The following is a 23,577-nucleotide window of genomic DNA, read 5'->3' as shown; positions in this document are numbered from 1 at the left end:
GGCTTACCCGCTCACAGTTTACCTGAATAGACCATAGCCTTGAGCGAGTCTTCGGCTATGCGCGTCCACTTGGCAAGTACCGCATCCTGTGGCAACGCCTCACGCCCCATCGACCAGATATCCCATGCGGATTCGTAATCATGAGCATTCCAGTAAAGGTTTCCGAGATTCACATACGCCGAAGCAAATTTCGGCTCTTTGGTTACGATGTACGCATAAATGGTCTTCGCGCCATCGACATCGCCAAGCCCCGCTAAGATCAAGGCTTTCAGGTTGTAGCTAAAGTAATTTTCCGGGTCCAGCTGGATGGACTGGTCCAAAAGCGGTATGACCTTCGCCTGCGCATTTTCGGCAAGCATCGCGCGCGCAAGGTAAAAGAGCGATGTCGAATACATGGGCTTCGACTTTTCGCTAGAATCGACTACGGATAAAATCTTGAATTCGCGAACCGCGCGTTCCCAGAACTCAAGCGTACTCTCCTTCAAACGTTCCCTGTCTTCGGCAATGGCGTAATACGCAATCGCAAGCCCGTAGCGGGCATCGCGATTTGCAGGTTCAGCATCGAGCACTTTCGAGAAGTTCGCGACAGCGCGGTCATAATCGCCAATGCGGAGCGCCTCATCGCCACGAGCCAAATCGTTCCCTTGGCATGCGCAAAGGACCGCCGCGATGAATATCGCGAACAAAGCCCCGAGAGCGTTACACAGACGATGATGGACAAACCGACATTGCATGCTAGAAGTATATATAAAATTTTAGTTATTAGTTACTAGTTATTAGTGAGTAGCATTGTTTATTTGTCAGCAGCTTACCGTTGACTATTGACCAATGACCATTGACTAATGACCAAACAAAAAACGCCCTCCGGAATTTCCAGAGAGCGTCCAAAGACTAGATCGATAAATTGATTACTTTTCGATTTCGTACTGGGCAACGAGGTCGCCATTGGCATCAAGAGCACGGACGACGTTTTCATCGCGCTGGAGCGTGAGGTTGGAGACTTCGCCCTTTGCAGTGGTGAACTGCACAGAGAGAGAACCGTCTTCGTTCTTCACAGCAGCAACGGAGTTGCCTTCAGCGTCCTTTTCATAGTAGGAATCGCCAGCCGCAAACGGATTGGAACCCGTCCAGAATTCGAATGCGTTAAACAAAAGCCAGTCAAGGCCAAAGCAAATGCCATAAACCGGAGTAGCAATGAAGTGAACCAAGGACTTAGCCCACTTGTTACCAATGGTTCCGACGAGTTTGTGGAACCAGTGGAAGGCGCCATAGCTACCATAGCAGCCAGAGAGAACAATCATACCTGCGCAGAGAATAGCGAGGATACCTTTTTTCATGTTTACAAACTCCTTATATTTAAGTGTTTTTGTTTTTCAAAAATATAAGAAAGAACACGTTTATTTGCTAGAGCGAGAACGCAGTGTGTATCATAAATTTACAATCCATGATTCACTCTAGTGAGCAGCGTCACATGGGGCGTCAGCACCCGGAGTCGCCTTAAATCCTTCGGTTTCACCCAGCGAAAGTCCTCATATCCATATATATGGACAAAATTCTTGCTAAGCTCGACATCGTACGCTAAAATCCGGCACCCTTCACCATAGTCGAAATCCACCGCTCCTAAAGGCCTCATCGTCTGCGGAATATCCGTTAAACGTTCGAAAAAGACCTTTTCCAAGGCATCTTCCGCCATTTCGCCGTCTTCCAAGGTTTCTGTCGGGAGCTCCCAAACCCCCGGGAATAGCGTCCCGGAACCTCTTTTGCACATCAAGATACGCCCTTTTCGGCGAACAATTCCGCAAACAGCCAGCATTTTACCCCCTCCTGAGATATCAATCAAAATTTTTTTCTTGCATTTCTTTTATTTTTTTAATAAATCTACAAATATCATACATACTTGATACATTTGATATATACGAAAAGGAGGTGAACAATGAAATCATTAACAAAATTCGTAAGCATTGTCACAGCAATCGCAGTATCATCTATTTTCGCAGCAAAGGGCCCTGTCGCAAAACCGAAACCGAAGCAAGAACAGCTGACCGTCTGGATTATGCCAAACGGAGCTTCGCCTCAAGAAAAGCTCGAACAGAGATTAAACCTCTTTACCAAGAAAACAGGAATCAAGACAAAAGTCACCGTTCTGGACTGGGGTGAAGCCTGGAACCGCATCACGACGGCACTTGCCACCGGCATAGACGCACCAGACGTATTACAGCTCGGCACAACATGGGTCCCGTACTTTGCTTCCCGCGGCGAAATCAAGCCTTTGAACGAATGGCTCACACAAATTGATTCCACGAGGTTCGTTCCCGTCAGCTGGAACACGACTCATATTGACTCCGACACGACCATCTATTCCGTTCCGTGGTTCATCGATATCCGCCCAATTTTGGCCAACAAACGCATTCTCAAGAAGAACGACATCAATCCTGACGATGTCTCTACATTTGATGGATTCGTTAAAGCCATCCGCAAGGTGAACAACAGCCACGAAGTGCTCGACGACGGCACCAAGGTCCGCGCATTTGCATTCCCGGGAAAGAACGACTGGAATATCCCGCACAACTTCGCCCCGTGGATCTGGAGCAATGGCGGCAATTTCATCGAAAAAGACGCTAATGGCAAATGGAAAGCGAGTATCCTCACCCCAAAGACCATTTACGGTATCGCAAAGTACTTGAGCTTTGTGCTTGATACGCTTGTAAGTACAGATGCTTTGCAGATGAATACGGCCCAGATTGTGCAACACTTTAACGCGGGTGAACTCGCCTTTATCGTAAACACATCCGAAGTCATCATGCAGACGCGAATCGAAGGCGAAAAAGGCGGCCTTTTGAACACGAGAATCGGTAAGGATAGCGTGATGGCACTCCCCATCCCGACAGGCACGGAAGGCTCTGTCAGCTTTATCGGCGGAAGTAACCTCGCCATCCCGACAGGCAACAAAAAGCAAGAATCTTTGGATCTTTTACTTTATCTCACCAACGATGAAAACTTGGATGCATATACAAAGCAAATAGGCATGCTCCCCGCATCGAAGAAGGTTCTTGCCAACTGGTCCAAGGACGACGACTACAAGACGCTCGTTCCTATGCTCGGCACAGGGCGTGCCTACACAGCCATTCCAGAATGGGGCGATATAGAACAGATTCTCGGATCCATGTTCAGCGCCATTTGGGACCATCTCGAAATCCCGGCGCTTTACTCCGAAGAAAAGATTTATGAAATCCTCGCGAATTATTCAAACGACATAAACAAGCACCTGAACCACCCGATTTCCGGAGACCTCACATTCGCAGAATTCCGCGAAACCTGGCACAAGGCCCTGGGCATCAAGGACGGAAACCAGAACAAGGGTATCGAAGAAAAAACAAAGCCGACCGAAGAAAACGATTCCGGTTTCAGCCGTACCCCGTGGATTTTCGCCATCGCCGTGCTCTTCGGGTTCATTTTTGCGTTCACCCGTAGGAAAAAACACTAACCAGTTGCAAATCCGTTAGTTATATTTCAAGAAAAGACGCAAAGAACTATGAGTTTAAAATTTTCCAATCTCACAAACAGCATCATCATCAAGAGTTTACTGCTCTTGATCGTCTCAATGCTTGTCATCGTGATGATTGGAACTTACGTTTTCACCCAGAGGCAAATGAAGACCACGCTTAAACTGAGTTACGATACCAACGAAACCCAGTTACAGCAACTCGCAAACACGGTCAACAACGAAATGGAGCAGTTTGCAAGTCGTCTGACTTTGTTGGCAAAGACTTCCGAAATTCAAAGCATGGACAAGCTCATAGCGGCCGGTTACCTCAAAAGCTTCAACATATCGTCGCTATTCATTTCGGGCGAATCCATATCGCTCTTTGACCGTAGCTACAATCTTGTCTGCAACAACTCCATGCTAGGCACAACCAAGATAACCTACCCTATCGAGTTCAATAGAATTTCTCCTCACAGGCCGACCATTTCTCCATGGTTCCGCGACACCGACGGCACTCCCAAGCGAGCCTTTGGCGTTGTCGTTTCGGACAGAGCCATGGGTGATGGAAGACTGGTATCAAACTTTTCGATTCGCCGACTCTGGAAATACTTTTCGGAATACAAAGTCGGGCAAAACGGCATTCTCATCGCATGCAATGGCCAAGGCGAAATCCTTTACCACCCGGATATGAGAACTTGGCTTGACGGAGTCCACAAGATTACGGAACTCGGACTTGGCGACATGAACATCAAGCAGGATAGCGATAATTCCATTCGTTTCGTAAAGCTGGACAATGGAAAATCCTACCTCATCAACAGGACCTTCAATCCGACATACGATCTTGGCCTTATTGCTCTGCAGCCCAAGACTGAAATCGACGCGATGGTCTCGTCGGTACAGCACGTGAGCCGCATTATCTTGTATAGTTCCATTATCGCCATTTTGCTTGTCTCTCTTTGGCAAATTTTGATTGTCTGTAAGCCGCTCAACAACTTGATTGACCACATCACCCAGATTACCGAAGGGAATCTCAATATTGGAGAATTCAAGGCGAAGAGCAGCCAGGATGAAATTGGACGCCTCGCCAAAGTATTCAACCAGATGCACGCAACAATCAAGCGGCAGATTGAAGAACTGAACGCACACAGGGAGTTGCTTGAAAAAGAAGTCAAGGAACGCACTTACGAGCTTGAACAAGCAAATAAAAAGTTAGATGTAATTTCTAGAACAGATGAACTTACGCAGTTGCCGAACCGTCGCGACATGCACAAGACTATCGAAAAGGAAGTGGAACGAGCAAACCGATTCAGAAAGGCGTTCAGCATTATCTTTATCGATATCGACCACTTCAAGGATGTGAACGACACGTACGGACACGCCACAGGCGATGCCGTGCTCAAGTCGGTCGCAAGCACCCTTCGCAGCTTGTTGCGCAAGTACGACGTGCTCGCCCGCTACGGCGGCGAAGAATTCCTGACGTTACTTCCCGAAACGGAGCTAAAGGACGCCGCCCATGTGGCAGAACGATTCCGCAAGCAAATCGAGAATCAGACCATATTCTTTGGCGGCCAAGAAATCAAGGTCACAATTACGCTTGGCGTAGCCCAGTTCGACAGCAGCCAAGGTGCAGAACGCTGCATCCAGCTTGCCGACAAGGCGCTTTACGAAGGCAAGGAACATGGCCGAAACAAGGTCATCCTCTGGGAAGACGACAAGGCTGTTGAAAGCACCGACAAGCCTATTGCATAAATAAGATTCGCAAAATTTCTATTTTTGCGCTCATGAACATCGACTTCAACCGTAGACTATCCATCGCTCCGATGCTTGACTGCACGGACCGCCACGAACGCTATTTTTTGCGATTGCTATCCAAGCACATTTTGCTTTACAGCGAGATGGTTGTCTCTACGGGGCTTCTCCATTGCGAGAACAAGGACTTGTTCCTCGGGCACGAGCCGTTTGAACACCCGGCTGTGTTACAACTCGGCGGTAGCAATCCGGCGGATCTTGCCGCAGCTTCAAAGCTTGTGGAAGCGGCTGGCTTTAGCGAAGTCAACTTGAATTGCGGTTGCCCATCGGACCGTGTGCAGAACGGAAATTTTGGCGCTTGCCTCATGAAAGAAAAGAACGTCGTTGCCGATTGCTTCAAGGCGATGCAGGATGCCGTTTCGATTCCGGTTTCTATCAAATGTCGCATTGGTGTCGATGACCTGGACAGCTGGGAATTTTTCACAGATTTTATCCAGACCGTGCGAGATGCAGGCTGCAAAATTTTCATCGTGCATGCGCGCAAGGCTTGGCTCAAGGGACTCTCGCCTAAAGAAAACCGCGAAGTGCCGCCCCTCCATTACGAGTTCGTTCACCGTCTGAAGGCCGAGATGCCTGAGCTCAACTTGAGCATCAACGGCGGCATCAAGACGCTCGACCAAGTCAAAGAGCAGCTCAAGGATTTGGACGGCGTGATGGTCGGTCGCGAAGCGTACGAGAATCCGTGGTTTCTGCACGATGCCGACGCAAGAATTTTCGGTGATGTCCGCCCTGAAAGCAACGATCCGGCTGAGATTATTGCCGGAAACGCTCGCCCCGCCACAAGAAAGGCGCTCCTCGAAGCCTACCTCCCCTACGTCGAGAAGCAAACTGCCGAAGGCTGCCCTGCGACAATTCTCGTGAAGCACCTCTACGGACTTTTTGCAGGACTCCCGGGCGCACGCAAATTCCGCGCCACGCTCAGCAACGAGAGCCCCCGTGCCCACCTTTACGGAGGCGCCGCCGCCCTCATCCGAAAAGCAATGGAACTCGTCGGAGAATAGCACGAAATCTTCGCCCCTACCCCTTGACAACCGAATAAAATTTTTCTCTATTTGGTGGCGTATTTTTAAGTTTAACCTTTAACGGAGATACAACATGCCTTGCGGAAAGAAAAGAAAGCGCAGGAAGATTGCGACTCACAAGCGTAAGAAGCGCCGTCGTCGTGACCGTCACAAAAAGAAACTTCGCTAATATCCGTTAGCATTTTCTTGTGATTTCCTGTAAAAGACGGAGTGTAAAAGCTCCGTTTTTTCGTTTTTCATTTAGAAAAGTGACCAATTTTAGTGACAAAAAGACATCTGTTGATTCACAAATCAAACGATAAATAGGGACAACCCCCAAAGGAAACCAAATGATAGATCGCAACAAACACTTCCTCCGCCTCATGGACTGGAGTGAAGAAAAAGTTCTCGAAACCATCGAGATTGCCTCGCGTCTCAAGGCTGAAGTTCACGCTGGTAAGGTCTCTGACCGACTCCACGGCCAGAACATCGCCATGTTCTTCGAAAAACCGTCGCTGCGAACTATTACGACTTTCCAGGTGGGCATGAACCAGCTCGGCGGCCACGCCGTGCTCCTCTCCCCGGATTCTATCGGTCTTGGCAAGCGCGAAAGCGTCAAGGATGTCGCCCGCTGCCTCAGCCGCTGGGTCAACGCCATTGTGGTCCGTTGCTTCAAGCAGCAGCTCGTCGAAGAACTCGCTGAATACGGTTCCATCCCGGTTGTGAACGCATTGACTGACGATTACCATCCGTGCCAGGCTATCGCATTTGCGCAGATGATCAAGGAAAATCTCGGCGGATTCACTAACGGCAACAAGCCGAAGACGGTCGCCTTCATCGGTGATGGCAACAACGTCGCGAACTCCTTCCTTGCCCTTTGCTCTAAAGTCGGTATGAACTTCACGCTCGCTTGCCCGAAGGGTTTTGAACAGCCCGCCAAGGTTGTCGAAGAAGCGGAGGCCGGCTTGAAGAAGCACGGCTGTCAGTACCGCGTTTTCCACGATCCGAAGGAAGCTGTCAAGGACGCCGACATTCTCTATAGCGACGTTTGGGTTTCTATGGGTCAGGAAGGCGAAAAGGCAACAAAGCAGAGCCACTTCTTGCCGTTCCAGATCAACGACGAACTCTTGAAGCTCGCTCCGTCTCACTGCAAGGTCAGCCACTGCTTGCCGGCTCACCGCGGCGAAGAAATCACAGACTCTGTGATGGACAATCTCGACGTGAACATGAGCTTCGAAGAAGCTGAAAACCGCCTGCACGCTCACAAGGCTGTTTTGTGGCAGGTCATGGAGCCTTTTTCCCGATAAGCTTCGCTATACGGCGTTGTTCGGCCTCTCACGTACCTTTTAGTACGCTACGGGCGAGCGACGCCTCGTCTCACTCGTTTCTTGAGCAAAATGCGTTCTAGATTTTTTTTCTAGCTTGCTTCTCTGAAAAAAAATTGAATTAAATTAGCCCGGCCTCACCGCCGGGCTTTTTTGTGGCAACAAGGAGCGTCTTTAGCCACTTTCGTTTTCGGATTTTATCCAAATTCCACGCTGATTTCGGTACCTTCGCCCACAACGGACTTCAGGGAAATATGTGCGTGGTGCACTTCGGCAATATGCTTTACGATGGCGAGGCCGAGGCCGGTGCCGCCGGTAGCCTTGGAGCGGCTCTTGTCGACGCGGTAGAAGCGTTCAAAGATGCGTGGCTGATTTTCTTCGGGAATACCGATGCCCGTATCCCTTACGACTAGAGCTTTTTCCTTGACAAGGACCTGGACGCTGCCGCCCTGTTCCGTATAGCGGATGGCATTGTCGACTAGGTTGTACAGCATTTCAAAAAGGAGTCGGCGGTTTCCTTGCACCTGGGAGGATTCTTCGCCTTTTAGCGAGACCTGGACCCCCTTCTTATCGGCATTGAAGGTTAGTTCATCTACACAGCTGCAGGCAAGGGGCCACAGTTTCACGGTTTCACCTAAATCCAGCGTTGATTCGCCCGGCACATCCAGTTTCGAAAGAGTCATGATGTCATTGGCGATAGACAGCAAGCGGTTCGCTTCCTTGTGAATCTTGCCCGCAAAGAGTTTTACATCTTCAGGCTTGGCCATCCCGTTTTCGATGAGTTCCGCGTAACCCGAAATCGAAGTGAGGGGCGTTTTAAGTTCATGGGAGGCGTTAGCGGTAAACTCGTCACGCATCTGGGCGGTTTTCTGTTTTTCCATCGAAAGCTGTTCCACGGTCAGCTGCAATTCCCGGTTCTGTTTACGGATTGTCTTCACGAGAGGAGCGATTTCCTTGTAGATTCCCTCGTCGTCCATCAATTCCGGCTGTCCCAAGTTGTCGGCAAGCCTCTGCACTGGCCGCACAAAGGCGCGGCTCAAGCCGATCGCAATCAGTATCGACACAACGACCACGGCTGCCAACAGCGCGATAAGGTAAGGCATGGTCTTAGACACCGACTCGTGGAGGCTCGCCTGGCGGCGGCTCAGACGCAAGATATTCCCGTCTGCAAGGCGTTCCGCAAAGTAAAACACCTTGGCGTTCAGGGTCACGGAATAGCGGAGATTTTCACCGAAGCCCTTAGCATAGGCATCCATGATTTCGGGGCGGTTCCGGTGATTTTCCATCTTGCCGGCCTCGGCATCACTTTCGTAGATGACCTTACCGTCACTGCCCACCAAGGTAATACGCAAATTTTTACTGGAAAAGGCGGACAAGTTCGCAATGGGTCCACCATCGGCCGAATCCATCTTGCCGTAAGAGACTTCGATAAGGTGCGCCGTTTCACGCAGGTCCCGTTTCAGCTGTTCTGACATTTCATTTTCAAAAACCTGTGCAGTAAAATACACAGCAAAGAGTGCCGCGAGCACCCCCACGTAAATCAAGCTGAACCGGATACTGTTTTTCATAGCGCCTTATACCCTACGTTTCTGACGGTTTGTACGATGGACCCCTGGTCCCCCAACTTCTGCCGGAGGGTTTTCACGTGCATATCCACAGTGCGCGTGTCCATATCAAAATCAATGCCCCATATTTTTTCCAGAATCTGCTGACGGGAATAGACCGTTCCAGGGTGAGACATCAACAATTTCAGCAATTCATATTCCTTAAAGGTCAAGTCGACCGCATTCCCGTTTACCCGTACCAGGTGGCGCCTGTCATCCAATTCCACATTGCCGACAGAAAAAATTTCCGATACCTCCGATACCACAGTCCCCCGATCAGAACGACGGAGAACCGCCCGCACCCTGGAAATCAGTTCCAGGATTCCGAAGGGTTTTGCCATATAGTCATCGGCACCCAAGTCCAGACCTTTTACCTTGTCCAGTTCCGCTCCCTTTGCCGTAAGCATGATGACCGGAATATCCCTTGTAATTTCCTGGCTTCGCAGACGCTTGAGGATACTCAGGCCGTCTTCTCCGGGAAGCATGATATCCAGGATAAACAAATCCGGCACATTGACCTTCACCTGTTCATCCATGGCCTTGCCACAATCAAAGGCCAAGACCTCGAAACCGCTACTTTTTAAAGCGTAGGTTTCCATTTCCCGGACTTCGGCATCATCTTCAACAATATAAATCATAAGGCAGCCTGCAAAATTATTGTTTTACGGTTAGGAACTTCCTGCTGGCCTTGGCCACGGATCCTACCGAGTCCAACAAAGCCCAGGACTCATAAAGAATAGTTAAATAAAGGATTTCCGCCCTGATATTTTCTGAACCGGTCTTCATCATTTCCGCTTTCCGTTCACCGAAAATTTTGGAGCCTTCTTCGCGCAATTGATTGCGCACATCGTCATAGCAGCTGAAATCCATGGATTCCACCATATCGGCCGTATATTCTATTTTCTGTCTCACATGGGCGGCCATCCGCAAAAGTTTCTTCCGCTTTTCCTTATCCACGGGGCTAAAGCCGTTATCCACATGATTCTTGCACGGAGACGAAATCTGTTCCAGACTGAACAGGGCGTCTCCCATAAAATCGTTGGCCTGATACAGGAAAAAGTTCTTTACCACCAAATCTTCCTGGGCAAGCCTTTCCGTGCAAAGGGTTCCATGGCGTCGGTTCCGTTGTACGTGTTTCTTCAAGATTTTTACTTTCTTGTTCACCGACCGGAGTTCTCCCAGGTCTTCACGTAAAAGGCCCACCAGCAGTTTTTCGTAGCAATCTGCACACCACCGAAGGATTTCACTCCATTCTCTGCGACTGTAATCCTGTATTAGCGGGTACACCTTGCTTTCGGGACTTGCAGCAAGGATTTTCTCAAACCGTTCTTCCGTCTTGTCCTTCTTATTTTCACGGTATTTCAGATTTGACCTGACCAGGACAAAAATGACCACCGCAAACAGGGCGAAAATCACGGGAAGCCCTCCCAGATGAAGAACCGTGGCTACCACCGAGGCGCTGGCAAAGGCAGCAAAGGCTGTCAAGAACCAACCACCGATTACCGAGAGTACTCCCGTAATGCGATACACCGCTGTTTCCCTGTTCCAGGCTCTGTCCGCAAGGCTTGTACCCATGGCCACCATGAACGTCACATAAGTGGTGGAAAGAGGCAGCTTGAGAGAGGTTCCAAGGGCAATAAGGGAACTAGCCAGCATCAGGTTCACGCAGGCACGCAGCAGGTCGAAGGCGGCTCCTTCTTCTTCCAAAATCATCTGCTTGGTATTGAACCGCGAATTAAGTTTATTAGAAATCTTCCTTGGAACAAGACTAGAAACGAACTTGACCACAGCATTGGACCCGCGAACCAGTGCCCGGGCTACCGGGTTAGTTCCGAAAATTTCATCTGAGGAATTCTGGGCAGCCAAGGAAACGGACGTCTTTACTACGTTCTTCGCCTTTTTGGAAAACACCAAGGAAAGGACCATGATAAGGCCCGCAATCATCAGAAGGTACCACTGTCCCGGCTCCGACTGCAACAGGAAAGACATATTGTAATCTAGAGGATTACCGGAATCGCTAAGCAAGTGCAGCAAAGAAGAGAGGCTGGTCAGGGGCACTCCTACGAAGTTCACCAAGTCATTTCCAGCAAAAGCAAGTGCCAGGGAGAAGGTACCGAAAGCGATAATCACCTTCAATACGTTCACGCCAACGGCATGGAGCAAATGGCATATCGCAAAAAAGCCCACGAACATGGCCATAATAAGGAGTGTCTCGTTTTCCGAGAGGAAGGTCTTGTACCCTTCACCCACAAAACTCATATTCTTGAGCCCCTTGACAAGGATAAAGTAGAAGATGGAGGTAAGGGATACGCCGCCGAAAATTCCTACAAAGTAACGGAGTTTTTTCTTGTAGCCAAAAGAGAATATCAGGCGAGTTACATATTGCACAGCAAGGCCCACCACAAAGGCGATGGCCACCGAGAGGAAGATGCCCATAATCACCGTCAATGCCTTGGAAGTATTAATGAGGTTCCCTAAAGACAGGGAATCGTCCCCCAGGATCTTGATACTGGCTATAGCGACCGAAGCCCCCAACAGTTCAAAAACCATGGAAACGGTAGTGGAAGTGGGCATTCCGTAGGAGTTGAATATATCCAAGAGGATTACATCGGTAAACATCACCGCCGCATACACGCACATGAGTTCGGCGAAGGTGTAATACTGGGGCATATAAATGCCATGCCGCGCAATATCCATCATGCCACTGCTGAAGGTGGCTCCACAAAAAACTCCTACCGCAGCAAAGATTATCAGTGTTTTATACTTAAAAGCTTTGCTTCCTACGGCGGAACTCAAAAAATTCACAGCATCGTTACTGACGCCCACGAACAAGTCGAACAGGGCAAGCACCAGCAACATCGCCACAAGAATGATATAAAAAGTCGTCATAAAAACCTCACGGACCTTAAAGTAAAAAGCCCCGAAGCAAAGCGCAAGACTCAGAAATCGCACTTTCCAAAGGTTTTATCTGGACTTTACAAAGGCTTTACATCACTTTACACAGACTTTACATTCCTTTCATGACTCTTTCAAATCAGGGATACTTTTCTATATTTGGGCGCGCAACAAGGAGCGCAGCATGTCTTTTATCGAAAATCTCAAGTTAAAGGTATTGCAAGGTTACGAAATCACGCGCGAAGAGGCGATTAAGCTTTTGAGTGAAAACTTGCAGGAACTCTGCGATGCCGCCAACGAGATCCGCGAAAAGTTCCACGGTGACAACTTTGATTTTTGTTCCATCGTGAACGCCCGCAGCGGACGCTGCTCCGAAAACTGCAAGTACTGCGCCCAAAGCAGCTACTACCACACCGGAGCTCCCGAATACAAGCTCCTCAGTGCCGACAAAATCGTGGAAGACGCAAAGAAGAAAGAAGCGGCAGGCATCCCGCGTTACTCCATCGTGACTTCGGGCCGTACGCTTTCGAACCGCGACGTGGAACAGATTTGCGAAGCGCTCCGCCGCCTGAAAAAAGAAACAAAGCTTTCGATTTGCCTTTCGGCAGGCCTCTTGAACAGGGAACAGTTCGACAAGCTCAAGGAAGCAGGCCTCACCCGCTTCCACAACAACCTGGAAACTTACCGCCGCCACTTCCCGGATGTTTGCACAACGCACACCTACGACGATAAAATCGGCGCACTCCAGAACGCCCTTGCCGCAGGTCTTGAAATTTGCAGCGGAGGCATCATGGGCCTTGGCGAAACGATGGAAGACCGAATCGACATGTGCCTGGATTTGCGCAAACTCGGCGTCAAGTCCACACCGGTGAACGTGCTGAATGCGATTCCCGGAACGCCTTACGAGAACCTCCCGAAACTCACGAACGATGAATTCTGCCGCATCGTGGCCATTTACCGATTTATCAACCCGAAGGCATTTATCCGCCTTGCAGGCGGTCGTGGCGTACTCGGCGACGACGGCAAGCGAGCATTCAAGAGCGGTGCAAATGCAGCCATCACGGACGACATGCTCACCACTGCCGGCGTAAACAGTTGCAAGGACTTCGAGCTTGTGAAAGGTCTCGGATTCAAGCCACACGGATTTATTGAGTAAGCTCACAGAAAAATTTTCTTGAGAGCCGTAATTATTTAAATTTAATTTGATGGCTTTCAAAAGTCGCATTTTAACGGGAATTTTAGTGGTATGCAGTTTGGTGTTACTCGCCAACTGCGCTTTTCCCGTGCGCCCAGGATACGACAGAAAGAGCGGTACCTACAAACGATACAGGGTGGCCACCACAACTCCCGAACCCGTCGATACCACCGCCGTAGACCCGCAAGAAGAACTTGTCCTTGAAGAAAAACTCGCCGCATCCCCAAATACAAGCGCAGACTCGCTTGCAACCGTTGAAAAAGATGCAAGCCCCAAAGATTCTACAGCGCATTTGTCTGCAACACAAAGCAAGCGTGATTCGGCGACTGTACAGAAAGGCTCCATAAAAGCCGATTCTGCAAAAAAGGAAGCAAACAAAAAAGAACTCGCTACAAAAGCTGTAGCAGCAAAAACCGAAGCCGCTTCTAAAGCAAAGAAACAGACGAAGCGCGCGGCAAAGCCTACGAACCTTGAAAAATACGCCAAGGAATGGCTTGGAGCCAAATACGTTTACGGGGCTGCGAACAAAAAGAAGACAGACTGCTCCGGCTACGTGATGCAAGTCTACAAGGGCTTTTACAACATTTCGCTCGACCATAACGCACAACGTATTTACGATGACGGGCGCGGCTATTCTATCAGGCGCTCAAAATTGCAAGAAGGCGATCTCGTATTTTTCGGAAACTTCTGGAAAATTAGCCACGTCGGCATTTACTTAAAAGGAAACCGATTCATTCACGCCAGTACAAGCAAAGGCGTGGTGATTACCTCCATGGACGATAACTATTGGTCGTCTAAATACAAAGGTGCAAGGCGGTTTAAGTAGGTGTTAGTTTTTAGTCAATGGCTCTTAGTCATTAGTTTTAAATGAGGCGCCGATGGCGCGATTACAATAACTAGAAACAATTAACCAACAACCAATGACTATTGACTAATGACCAACTACTAAATTCCATATTCTTTTTTCCTCCTACTTCCTACTTCTAACTTCCTACTTTTTATATTTCATCTCATGAAGAAAATAGCATTCCAGGGCCGTCGCGGGGCCTACAGCGAAAGCGCCGCCTACCACCTGTTCGGAAACGATATCGAAGTCGTGCCGATGGACACGTTCGAACAAATTTTCCAAGGCATTGAAACAGGTGTCGTTGATGGAGGCGCCATCCCTATAGAAAACTCGACCGCAGGTTCCATTTACGACAACTATGACTTGCTTTACAAGTGGCGCCATCCGATTGTCGCCGAAGTCAAGTTGCAGATTGAACATACGCTCTGCGCATTGCCGGGCACAAAGCTCGAAGACCTTACCGAAGTGTTGAGCCACCCGCAGGGACTTGCACAGTGCAGCCGCTTTTTCGGACAGCACCCGAACATCAAGAGTACCGCTTTTTACGATACCGCAGGCAGTGCCGAAGAAATTGCGAAACGTGGCGACAAGCACATCGGTGCGATTGCAAGCGCTTATGCCGCCAAATTCTACGGTCTTGACATCTTGAAGCAAGGACTCGAAAATTTGCCGGGCGTGAACTTCACGCGCTTTTACGCCATTCAAAAAACGGCCATTGAATTGCCTGACTTCAAGGCAAATGAAACAGGCAAGCCACCCATCAAGACAACACTTCTGTTCATGTTGAGCGATTCAAGCAAGTCTGGCGCTTTGTACGAAGCACTCGGTTGCTTTGCCAAGCGTAAGCTGAACCTCACGCGCATCGAGAGCCGCCCGCATCCGGACCGCCCGTGGGAATACATTTTTCACCTTTCGTTCGAAGGCAATCCGAAGGACCCGAATGTCGTTGAAGCGCTCAAGGAGCTACAGCAATATACGGACTTCATCTACCGCCTCGGAAGTTTCCGCGAAGGAACAACAGAGAAACTGAGCTATTAAGCACAATTGTCACCCCGGCCGCTGTGCCGGGGTCACCACATGCGAAAAACGTGATTACAAAAATTAATTGGTCCTATCGCCTTCGGCTCCAGGATGACAAGATCAGAATGATGAGGCCGGGGAGACAACGCAAGGAGATTATATGGCTTACACACGTACTGATAGAAAACCTGAAGAATTTCGCAATCTCAAGATGACCACCGGCTTCATTTCCAGCGCCGACGGTTCTGTCCTCATCGAGATGGGACGTACCCGCGTCATCTGCAACGCGACGCTCCTCCCGAAAGTTCCGGACTGGCTTGCCGGTCGCGGCACGGGCTGGATTACCGCCGAATACAGCTTGCTCCCGCAGAGCACGGGCAAGCGTGTAGAACGCGAGCGCAAGGGAGCAAGCGGTCGCACGCAGGAAATCCAGCGTTTGGTGGGCCGTTCGCTGCGCGGCGCAGCCGATCTCGCCGCCCTCGGCGAGAACGCCATCGTCGTGGACTGCGATGTGATTGAAGCCGATGGCGGCACGCGAACGGCTAGCATCATCGGTGGCTTTGTCGCACTCGCGATTGCCGTCAAAAAAATCAAGGAACGTCTCGGCATCACACAGCAAATTCTGAAACACGGCATCACGGCCATTTCCGTTGGCGTCGTGAGCGGTAATCCGCTTTGCGACCTCTGCTATGTCGAAGATTCAGCCGCCGACGTCGATATGAACGTCGTTATGCAAGACGCAAAGAATTTCATCGAAGTGCAAGGTACGGGCGAACACGCGAGTTTTGACCGCGCCATGCTCAACACGCTCCTCGACCTCGGCGAAAACGCCTGCAAGGAAATCTACAAGAAGCAGATGGAACTCATCGGCGGCGAACTGCCGTAGTTAACCTTACTTTACAAATGTCCAGTGAAAACCCGCCGCGAGTGCGACGGGTTTCATATTATTTGATAACCAATCCCAGCTTTCCTGATACGAACGGGTCTTCGTCCGTCGAACAAAAATTCGTTTTTTCGGAATACTTGCCAAGCCCTCTTATATTAATTCGGCTTTTGGTATTCGCTTCGCCCTGTACTGCAAAGAGAATCGATGTCATAAATGCCGTACTGACTTCACTAAACACCGTCATAAAATTATCCCAATCGGCACATACCGTCTTTAGCTTAATGGACTTGGGCAATGTCATCTTAGGCATTCTAGAAAGATTTCCAAATCCACCTTCTTGAGTATAAGCCAAAACAACTTCCAAATCAGTGTCCGAAGCATACGTTACACACAAGCCTCCCCAACTTGAGATATTAGCCTTAGCAGCCGGTAAATCACCATCAAGCGGATCAACAACACCAGCGACATGGAAACCTATACCCAAATAACCATCTTTTGTAAATTGCAATTCACCACAAGCGCCCATACAGTAATCATAAATTTCATCGCCCGTCGGATATTCAATCCCAAGCGGTTGCGGCAATTTTACAGAACCAACACCGGACATATCATCGTCAAAGCTGAACCAATATCCTGAAGTTTCGGTACCATTATCTAATCCCGTCTCAACGGTCGTCAGAGGAGCAGCAAATCCATTCCACATTTCGCTAACTTCTTTCGGTTCAGTGCAATCTCCGCGGGGACTGCTACTCGACGAAGCTCTTTGCCCAGAACTAGAACTGCGCAATACGATAATTCCTTCGTCAACACTACTCTTTGGCAAAACATAGGCATAGCCATCGACATCGCAAGCTCCATTCGCATCGTATTTACCGACAGCGGCAATAGAGAGGTGTCCCTTTGTACCATCGGCACCCGGCATAATGAAACGAATGCTAGACACATGTTTTGAAGCCTCGGTTGCATTCAAGGCATCCCATGTAACGCATTTTTCTACAAATTCAGTTGATTTACCAAATTCAGCTTGATAAAAGGTATCGTTGCCTGCATAAAGCCTCAAGAGCACATCCCTATCCGCAGCGTACGTCACACAGACGCCGCCCCAATCGCTGATGTCACCATACCTTAGGGCGTACGAGACATAGGGTTCTTCAATGCCCGCAACATTGAATCCCATTCCCCCAAAAATTTCAGCAGAGGTTCCTTTTCTAAAACGATATTCAGCGCAATAACTACCACAATATTCTACAAGCGCTTCCGCACATTCATACTCAGAAGTTTCAAAACCGCACACATCCGGGCTATAAACCTCAGTAACACCGCCATCAGGATCATCGCTAATATTATACCAAAGTCCAGCACCACGTGTACTATCAGGATCATATCCCGTATTCACCAAATAGTCACCTTTGCTAGCATTCCACAAACAAGCGGCCGTATTTTTCGGCACTTTTGCACTACTTGAGGAATTTGCAGTCACGCTACTTGATGACGTCGCAACATTTTCGCTGCTACTCGACGCGACATTCGCGGCACTCCCGCCACTGCTTGACTCCGCAACAGACGAACTGCTTTCGCTGGACACCACCGAGGTTCCGCTGGACTCCGGCGATACGGCAAACGCGTCCGACGGATTGTCATCGGAACAGGCGACAACGCCTAGCAGCAAGGCCGAAATCACGACCCAAAGATATCTCCTAAACATACAACACTCCTTTTTATTTTATTATAAACTACAACATATATTGTTTGTCTTCAAAAGGTGATTCCGGCTTACTTCGACTCCGCTCAGCACAGGCTCCGGCCGGAATGACAGATTAAAAAGGGGATTCCCGAATCACTATTTAAAGAACAGCTGGTTCTTGGCATTTTAAATAAGATGTACCATCCAGTTCTTGATACGGGGCAATTCCCAAAATATTGAACGAACTACTGGCATTATTCTTGGCATAAGCATAGAACAAAATTGACGAAATTTTCGCAGGATCTATAGACTCTTTTGTTTTACCATCGACAAATCCATTCCAGGATTTACATTCAATCTTGGCATAACCATCGGTCTGTGGCAACGTCACGCCCGGCAATTTAGATACGTTCGCAAAATCATTTTGTTCTGCATCATTTATTGCAATATGTAAATCATTCTCTGAAGCATAAACAATGCACATGCCTCCCCAATATTTAAGATCTTTCGCCTGTAACTTGCCATTTTCATTTTTATTAGCAACGTTGAATCCAAAGCCTGCATTTCCTGCGCCTTTATTTGTTGTACAAAGTCCTTGACAGTAATTTAGAACAGGTTTCAACGAATCCTGACCTAATTCGCCATTCACTTGTACAGGATAAATCATATTGATTTCGTCATTATCCTTGAATGCATACCAATGGCCACCATCACCTGTCGCTGTCGAATACCCGGTTTTCACACTCAAATAACCATCTAGGCCATGCCAGACCGGACTGAGATTTTTGAAAGAGCATTCATCTTTATATACCTTGCTACTGCTAGAACTGCGCGGAGTGCTGTTCGAAGAACTCATTGGCGTATAAGCAGTTTTGGGAATAGAGCAAGCCCCATTAGCTGAATATTTACCGATACCCGCTATATTAAACTGGTTCCTATCGCCGTTTTTTGAACTCTTTACAATAAACTGCACCGTGCTCACCGCCGTTCCTAGATTCGGGACACTCGGTTGAAAATCATCCCAGGCAAAGCACTTTTCAATAAGCTCTCCCGATGCAGGGAGAGATGCTTTCGGAGAATCATCATACGGGACATCTTTTACAACAACATTTAAGTAAGCATCCTTTTCGGAATAATAAGTGATGCAAAGGCCGCCCCAATCCTTAATATCGGCAAATTTAGGCGTTCCATAGCAAGTGTTACCTTCACAAGAAGTCAATGTATCATCTGCAATATTGAACGCTACAGCAGATGCGGCATAATCCGCTTTTTCCAAAGTAAACTCCATCGTTCCACAAAAGCCATTGCATTCCTCGACAATAGCAGCATACATGTAGGGCTCATACTCCATACTCTTATATGCAGGGAATTCTATCGTAGAATACGCGCCCTCGGGAGAAGCATCGAAATCATACAACATTCCGACAAATTCATCACGGTCGTTATAACCCGTATTTACAATGCCAGACCCATTCAAGCCCTTCCACAGGCAGGTCAAGGAATCGCCATCATCAGCAATTGAACCGACGTCCTGTTCATTCGTGCCACCATCACGCCACTGCGGAAGATTCTCGTCGTAAGTACTGACGCCTACGATATTGAATTTTCCCGAGCCATCGGAATTACCCATAAATACAAAGTTAATCGCCTTGATTTCTTTGGCAGCCTCTTCGCCAGAATAGACCTTGCTTAATTTCGCCTTATTGTATTCCGCCCAGCTAGAGACCTTAAAATCACTCCACTTGGCACAACGCGTAATGGCAACATCAGAACCAAGCATATTCTTAAGCGTCGGCGCACCCGTCACCGTTTTCGGGAGTGTTATCATCGGATAAGTCATAAACGGAGACACATTGCTAATCGTATCTATGCCACCGACATCCACATTGAGATAGACATTCACCGGATACTCAGAAGCATACGTTACACAGATGCCACCCCATGCGGAAACATCCGCGGTAGAATCCTCTTCGGCAAGCATGATGCCAATACCCGCCCAAGGCATCGTCTCCGAGCCACGCAACTCAACTGTACCGCACACGCCTTTGCAATATTCAAAAACAGGATCCAATGTATTATCAGAATATTCATTGCCCATCGACACAGGCCAGCTGATGGTTGACTGGCCCCCTTCCGCATCATCGCCATAACTGAACCAATACCCCGTGTTTTCGTTATTGGTATTTATCTTGTAGTCAACCTCGCCGTTCCACAAATCAAACTTCGGAACAGACTCTACGCTACTAGAGGATTGCACCGCAGAAGAGCTTTCAACAGCAGATGAGCCACCCACTGCAGACGAACTACTTTCACCATGGGCAATCGGATTGCCATCTTCCACGACTCCCGCCGTATTGTCGTCCGAGCATGCCACAATACCAAGCGCAAACGTACATGCAGAAACGCACGCCGATATATCAAGAAGTTTTTTAAGCATGATTTTTACCCTCCTCCCACGTCAGCGGGAACAACTGTAAATTCAACCGGTAAACTCGGCCGACACCGCGGCCTTTCAAAGCGATTTGAGCAATCCGCCTGCGGAAAGCATCGATTTCTTGCACAATTTGCTCGTAATCGGCCTCCGAAATTCCCATCGTAAGGCCAGAAAAATTTCGTTCTTTTGGAGAAAACTGTTCAAGAGCTTCATCCGCAAAGCGAGTCATCTCATGATGCATGGAACGCATCGCAACAGACATGATTTCAGGAGAACCCGTCAAATGCTTATCGACCTGTTCATAGGCATCTCCATTTTTCTTAAGCAGTCCCGCATTCACCATAAAATCGAGCGACTTACGAACATCCACCGCCGAGACATCTAAACAGCAACGCCTTGCGATTTCACCTGGAGTCGCCCCCGGCATTACCGACGCAAGTTCCCTCACCACCGGATGGACCCAAGTTTCAAAAAACTTGTACGCATCAGCGCCTACAACTTTTACGCTATTTTCCCTTGCCAGTTTCAACATCGCCTCAAAAGCGATTTTACGGTCATCTTCCGTTTTGGCATGGCAACATTCCACCATCAGCTTAAAATAATCTAGCTCATAGTCCACCAAATGCATTGCAGCGCCAACTTTCTCCGCCCCGAGAGACGAAAGGCGCGTCTTTTTTTCACACACAAGTTTCAGGTACGTTGGCGAAGTAAACCCAGCATCGCGAGCAAATTCACGCCAGGAAAACGACGATACGCGCTTCCGTTCATCGTAATAGTCCTGCATGTAGCAGCGATAATCCTGATATTCCGTAATCGGTTTCATATCTACAAATATACTTTCTCCTTTTCAAAAAAAGCAATATTTCATGATACTTTTTAGCCTAATTTTATAAAATTAGGCAATTTTCGCAAAAAATCAAAAAATTGATGCAATTTTCCATGATACACTTACTATAAAAACAAAGCCCGCATCCACCGACAATCCCACACTTCAGCATTGCTCCGTGCAGGAAGGACAGGTTCTAGCGGGCTAGAAAATTTTCAAATTTTTACGGCCCAATAGCCAGGCAGAGCCCCATTATTTAAAGGAGACCACCCGTGCTTCATCAATAGCGCAAGAGCCACCATCGTTATATTTGCCGATAGCGATAATATTAAACCTTGCACTTAGATTCTCGGAACTCCTCATCTCGAACTTGATTAAACTAGCGTTTTTCGCCACTTCCTGAGCAGACATATCTTCCCAGGTCAAACATTTTTCCACAGGAGTCGCCGATTCAGGCAACGTTGCAGAAGCCTCTAGAGTCGAATCGGCAAAAAGCACCAAGCGCATTTCCTTTTCGGCCATGTAGGTCACGCAAAGCCCACCCCAGTGGCTGACATCTCTCGATTGCGGATAAAACCCATCGTTTTTTGCGTCATACTTCAAAATCTGGATCAGAACACCTGCAAACGCTTCGGCAGCGTCCCCCTTGTCCAGAACAGCGTTTGCCGCAAATCCGCCATTTTTACTCACAACACTATCAACCCACAAAGACGTGCTCATGAATTTATCCGGAGAATAATCGCCCCATTCCAAGCTTGACGCACCGCCTTTCTGCTTGTCATTGTACCCTGACCAGAAACCGCCTTCCAGACCGCCAACGATTTCTTTCAAGGAATCAGGCGGCACCGCATTCCAAAGGCAATTCAGCGTATCAAAAGGAACTTCCAGAGAATCCAGGTTCACAATACCATGCTTGTACGAGCTCACTCCACGAATATTGAAGTATCCCATTTCCTTCGCCTTACCGAAGAACTTGAATATAAGCGAAGTCGCCCTCTTCGACGCATCCCTGCCAGAAGAGTCATTTGCAGAACCCTTCTTAAAATCCGTCCACTTTGCACATCGCGAGGCCGTCTTCCCCACTGTAGTTTTATCAAAATCAACATACGGCATTTCTCCCGAAGGCACATCCGACTCTCCTTCCTTGTAGCCGAGCAGGCCCTTCATGGCAAGTTCAGATTCATAGGAGACGCAAAGACCGTCCCATCCCGAAATATCGATTGAAGAATCTTCTTCTGCAAGAGCAACGCCCAAGCCCGCATTCGGATTGGCAGAGCCCTCTCCGAGCTCAACCATTCCGCAAAGGCCACCGCATCGCGAGACAACCGACGCCACATTATTCAAAGAGTCCACATTCACAACGGGAACCGGGAAATGGATTAAAGACGAGCCGCCCTCCTCTTCGTCGTCAACGCCATACCAAAAGCCGGCATTGTTACCAACATTTACACGGGCTGCACCGCTAGCACCATTCCACAAGTCAAACTTGTAACGCCCGAAATCAGCGCTACTCTCCGGCCACGCGATAGACGAGCTGCTTATTTCGGCAATCGGATTCCCCTCCTCCGTAATCCCCGCCGAATCATTGTGTTCAGTACACGCAGCGGCAATAAGCAAAAATGCACATGTCGTAACATTAACGGTTTTATTAAGCATCATCCTTATTCTCTCCCCACGTGAGTGGAAACAATTGCAAATTTAATCTGTAAACTCGTTCGGTCCCGCGACTATTCAAGGCAATCTGTGCAATCTTTTTGCGGCAAGTATCAAGTTCCAGCAAAATTTGTTTGTAATCTTCGGCAGAAATTCCCATGGTAAGCCCCGTAAAGTTGCGTTCCGATGAAAGGAATTGGCCGATAGCTTCTTGAGCAAAGCAGGCCATTTCACGGTGCATGGTACGCAACGCCACAGAAACTACATTTGATGAACTTTTAAGATGCTTGTCGGCCTGCACATAGGCATCGCCATTTTTCTTTAACAAGCCAGCCCTGACCATAAAGTCGAGCGATTCGCGAACCTCTCCCGCCGTCACGCCCTGCCAGCAGCGCTTGGCAATATCCCCAGGAGTCGCCCCCGGCATCACTGGCGCAAGCTCTCTCACAACCGGATGCACCCACGATTCAAAATACTTGAACGCATCGCCATCAACAATCTTGACCTTGTTATTTGCCGCCAACTCAAGCATGGCATCGTATGCTATTTTGCGCTCCTGGTCCGTCTTAGCATGGCAATATGTAACCATCGTCTTGAAATATTCAAGTTCAAAGCCGGCCAGGCTCATGGCCTCACCGACCTTTTCGGCCCCTTGTGGAGAAAGACGGGTTTTGCCTTCACACACCAGTTTAAGATAAGTCGGAGACGAGAATCCCGAAGCTCGCGTAAATTCACGCCACGAAAACGACGAGACGCGTTTGCGCTCGTTGTAATAATCCTGCATATACATGCGGTAATCTTCGTATTCCGTTACCGGTTTCATTGCACTAAATATATATTAATTTATTATTCAAAACAATAGCCTATGATACTCCAATGCTTATTTTAAGCCAAATTTTAGCAGATTTCAGAAA

19 protein-coding genes are annotated in these 23,577 nt (G+C 48.5%); 8 read left to right on the top strand and 11 right to left on the bottom strand.

All coding sequences use genetic code 11. From position 1 onward, the window contains the following. Positions 1 to 11: 11 nt before the first annotated feature. From B3A20_RS00380 to B3A20_RS00370, 3 genes are all read right to left on the bottom strand, one after another. Positions 12 to 734, bottom strand: coding sequence for a tetratricopeptide repeat protein (locus tag B3A20_RS00380; protein WP_290760636.1), 723 nt, complete (start codon positions 732 to 734; stop codon positions 12 to 14). 174 nt (positions 735 to 908) lie between these two features. Then, positions 909 to 1,337: a DUF3332 family protein gene (locus tag B3A20_RS00375; protein WP_290760633.1), complete on the bottom strand. Its 429-nt coding sequence runs from the start codon at positions 1,335 to 1,337 to the stop codon at positions 909 to 911. 98 nt (positions 1,338 to 1,435) lie between these two features. Beyond that, a complete protein-coding gene (locus B3A20_RS00370; protein ID WP_290760630.1) occupies positions 1,436 to 1,813 on the bottom strand; it encodes an NUDIX domain-containing protein in 378 nt (125 codons plus the stop codon). 120 nt (positions 1,814 to 1,933) lie between these two features. Between B3A20_RS00370 and B3A20_RS00365 the strand changes: the two genes are divergently transcribed. From B3A20_RS00365 to argF, 4 genes are all read left to right on the top strand, one after another. Continuing rightward, complete coding sequence (locus B3A20_RS00365) at positions 1,934 to 3,484, top strand: sugar ABC transporter substrate-binding protein (RefSeq protein WP_290760627.1); 1,551 nt, start codon at positions 1,934 to 1,936, stop codon at positions 3,482 to 3,484. Positions 3,485 to 3,532: 48 nt separating this feature from the next. Then, positions 3,533 to 5,233 (top strand): sensor domain-containing diguanylate cyclase, encoded by a 1,701-nt coding sequence (locus tag B3A20_RS00360; protein ID WP_290760624.1) that lies wholly within the window; start codon positions 3,533 to 3,535, stop codon positions 5,231 to 5,233. 32 nt (positions 5,234 to 5,265) lie between these two features. Beyond that, positions 5,266 to 6,294, top strand: coding sequence for a tRNA dihydrouridine(20/20a) synthase DusA (gene dusA / locus B3A20_RS00355; protein ID WP_290760621.1), 1,029 nt, complete (start codon positions 5,266 to 5,268; stop codon positions 6,292 to 6,294). Between the two features lie 350 nt (positions 6,295 to 6,644). After that, the gene (argF, locus tag B3A20_RS00350) at positions 6,645 to 7,601 is read left to right on the top strand and encodes an ornithine carbamoyltransferase (RefSeq protein WP_290760618.1); all 957 of its coding nucleotides are present in this window, start codon (positions 6,645 to 6,647) and stop codon (positions 7,599 to 7,601) included. Positions 7,602 to 7,816: 215 nt separating this feature from the next. On the opposite strand, the gene B3A20_RS00345 is transcribed toward argF, so the two are convergent. Genes B3A20_RS00345 through B3A20_RS00335 form a run of 3 tightly spaced genes read right to left on the bottom strand, consistent with a single transcriptional unit; the run spans position 7,817 to position 12,112 of the window. Then, entirely contained in the window at positions 7,817 to 9,187 is a 1,371-nt protein-coding gene (locus B3A20_RS00345) for a sensor histidine kinase (RefSeq protein WP_290760615.1), read from the bottom strand. Further along, on the bottom strand, positions 9,184 to 9,861 hold the full coding sequence (locus B3A20_RS00340) for a response regulator transcription factor (RefSeq protein ID WP_173465146.1): 678 nt from the start codon (positions 9,859 to 9,861) through the stop codon (positions 9,184 to 9,186). Before B3A20_RS00340 ends, B3A20_RS00345 begins: the two co-directional genes overlap by 4 nt. Positions 9,862 to 9,877: 16 nt before the next feature. Next, positions 9,878 to 12,112, bottom strand: a complete 2,235-nt coding sequence (locus B3A20_RS00335; protein ID WP_290760608.1) for an inorganic phosphate transporter — start codon at positions 12,110 to 12,112, stop codon at positions 9,878 to 9,880. Positions 12,113 to 12,302: 190 nt separating this feature from the next. On the opposite strand from B3A20_RS00335, the gene bioB reads away from it, so the two are divergent. The 4 genes from bioB (at position 12,303) to rph (ending at position 16,066) form a co-directional block, all read left to right on the top strand. Further along, entirely contained in the window at positions 12,303 to 13,274 is a 972-nt protein-coding gene (bioB, locus tag B3A20_RS00330) for a biotin synthase BioB (RefSeq protein ID WP_290760605.1), read from the top strand. 100 nt (positions 13,275 to 13,374) lie between these two features. Further along, complete coding sequence (locus tag B3A20_RS00325; protein ID WP_290760899.1) at positions 13,375 to 14,139, top strand: C40 family peptidase; 765 nt, start codon at positions 13,375 to 13,377, stop codon at positions 14,137 to 14,139. A 186-nt stretch (positions 14,140 to 14,325) separates the two neighbouring features. Further along, positions 14,326 to 15,198 carry a prephenate dehydratase gene (locus tag B3A20_RS00320; RefSeq protein ID WP_290760602.1) on the top strand — a complete coding sequence of 291 codons (873 nt, stop codon included), beginning with the start codon at positions 14,326 to 14,328 and terminating at the stop codon, positions 15,196 to 15,198. 142 nt (positions 15,199 to 15,340) lie between these two features. Then, positions 15,341 to 16,066, top strand: a complete 726-nt coding sequence (gene rph / locus B3A20_RS00315) for a ribonuclease PH (RefSeq protein ID WP_290760599.1) — start codon at positions 15,341 to 15,343, stop codon at positions 16,064 to 16,066. Between the two features lie 58 nt (positions 16,067 to 16,124). Here the strand turns inward: rph and B3A20_RS00310 are convergent, their stop codons facing one another. The 5 genes from B3A20_RS00310 to B3A20_RS00290 all read right to left on the bottom strand — a co-directional run bounded on the left by B3A20_RS00310 (position 16,125) and on the right by B3A20_RS00290 (position 23,486). After that, on the bottom strand, positions 16,125 to 17,771 hold the full coding sequence (locus tag B3A20_RS00310; RefSeq protein ID WP_290760596.1) for a hypothetical protein: 1,647 nt from the start codon (positions 17,769 to 17,771) through the stop codon (positions 16,125 to 16,127). A gap of 139 nt (positions 17,772 to 17,910) precedes the next feature. Then, positions 17,911 to 20,187 carry a hypothetical protein gene (locus B3A20_RS00305; protein WP_290760593.1) on the bottom strand — a complete coding sequence of 759 codons (2,277 nt, stop codon included), beginning with the start codon at positions 20,185 to 20,187 and terminating at the stop codon, positions 17,911 to 17,913. Next, the gene (locus tag B3A20_RS00300) at positions 20,180 to 21,007 is read right to left on the bottom strand and encodes a TIGR02147 family protein (protein ID WP_290760590.1); all 828 of its coding nucleotides are present in this window, start codon (positions 21,005 to 21,007) and stop codon (positions 20,180 to 20,182) included. The genes B3A20_RS00305 and B3A20_RS00300 overlap by 8 nt, the downstream gene beginning before the upstream one ends. Positions 21,008 to 21,262: 255 nt before the next feature. Next, on the bottom strand, positions 21,263 to 22,669 hold the full coding sequence (locus B3A20_RS00295; protein ID WP_290760587.1) for a hypothetical protein: 1,407 nt from the start codon (positions 22,667 to 22,669) through the stop codon (positions 21,263 to 21,265). Beyond that, a complete protein-coding gene (locus tag B3A20_RS00290) occupies positions 22,659 to 23,486 on the bottom strand; it encodes a TIGR02147 family protein (protein ID WP_290760584.1) in 828 nt (275 codons plus the stop codon). Before B3A20_RS00290 ends, B3A20_RS00295 begins: the two co-directional genes overlap by 11 nt. Between the last annotated feature and the right edge of the window lie 91 nt (positions 23,487 to 23,577).

The organism is Fibrobacter sp. UBA4297 (genome assembly GCF_002394865.1).
Lineage (GTDB): Bacteria > Fibrobacterota > Fibrobacteria > Fibrobacterales > Fibrobacteraceae > Fibrobacter.
The sequence above is the reverse complement of the archived record's forward strand: the minus strand, read 5'-3'. Positions and strand labels throughout refer to the sequence as shown.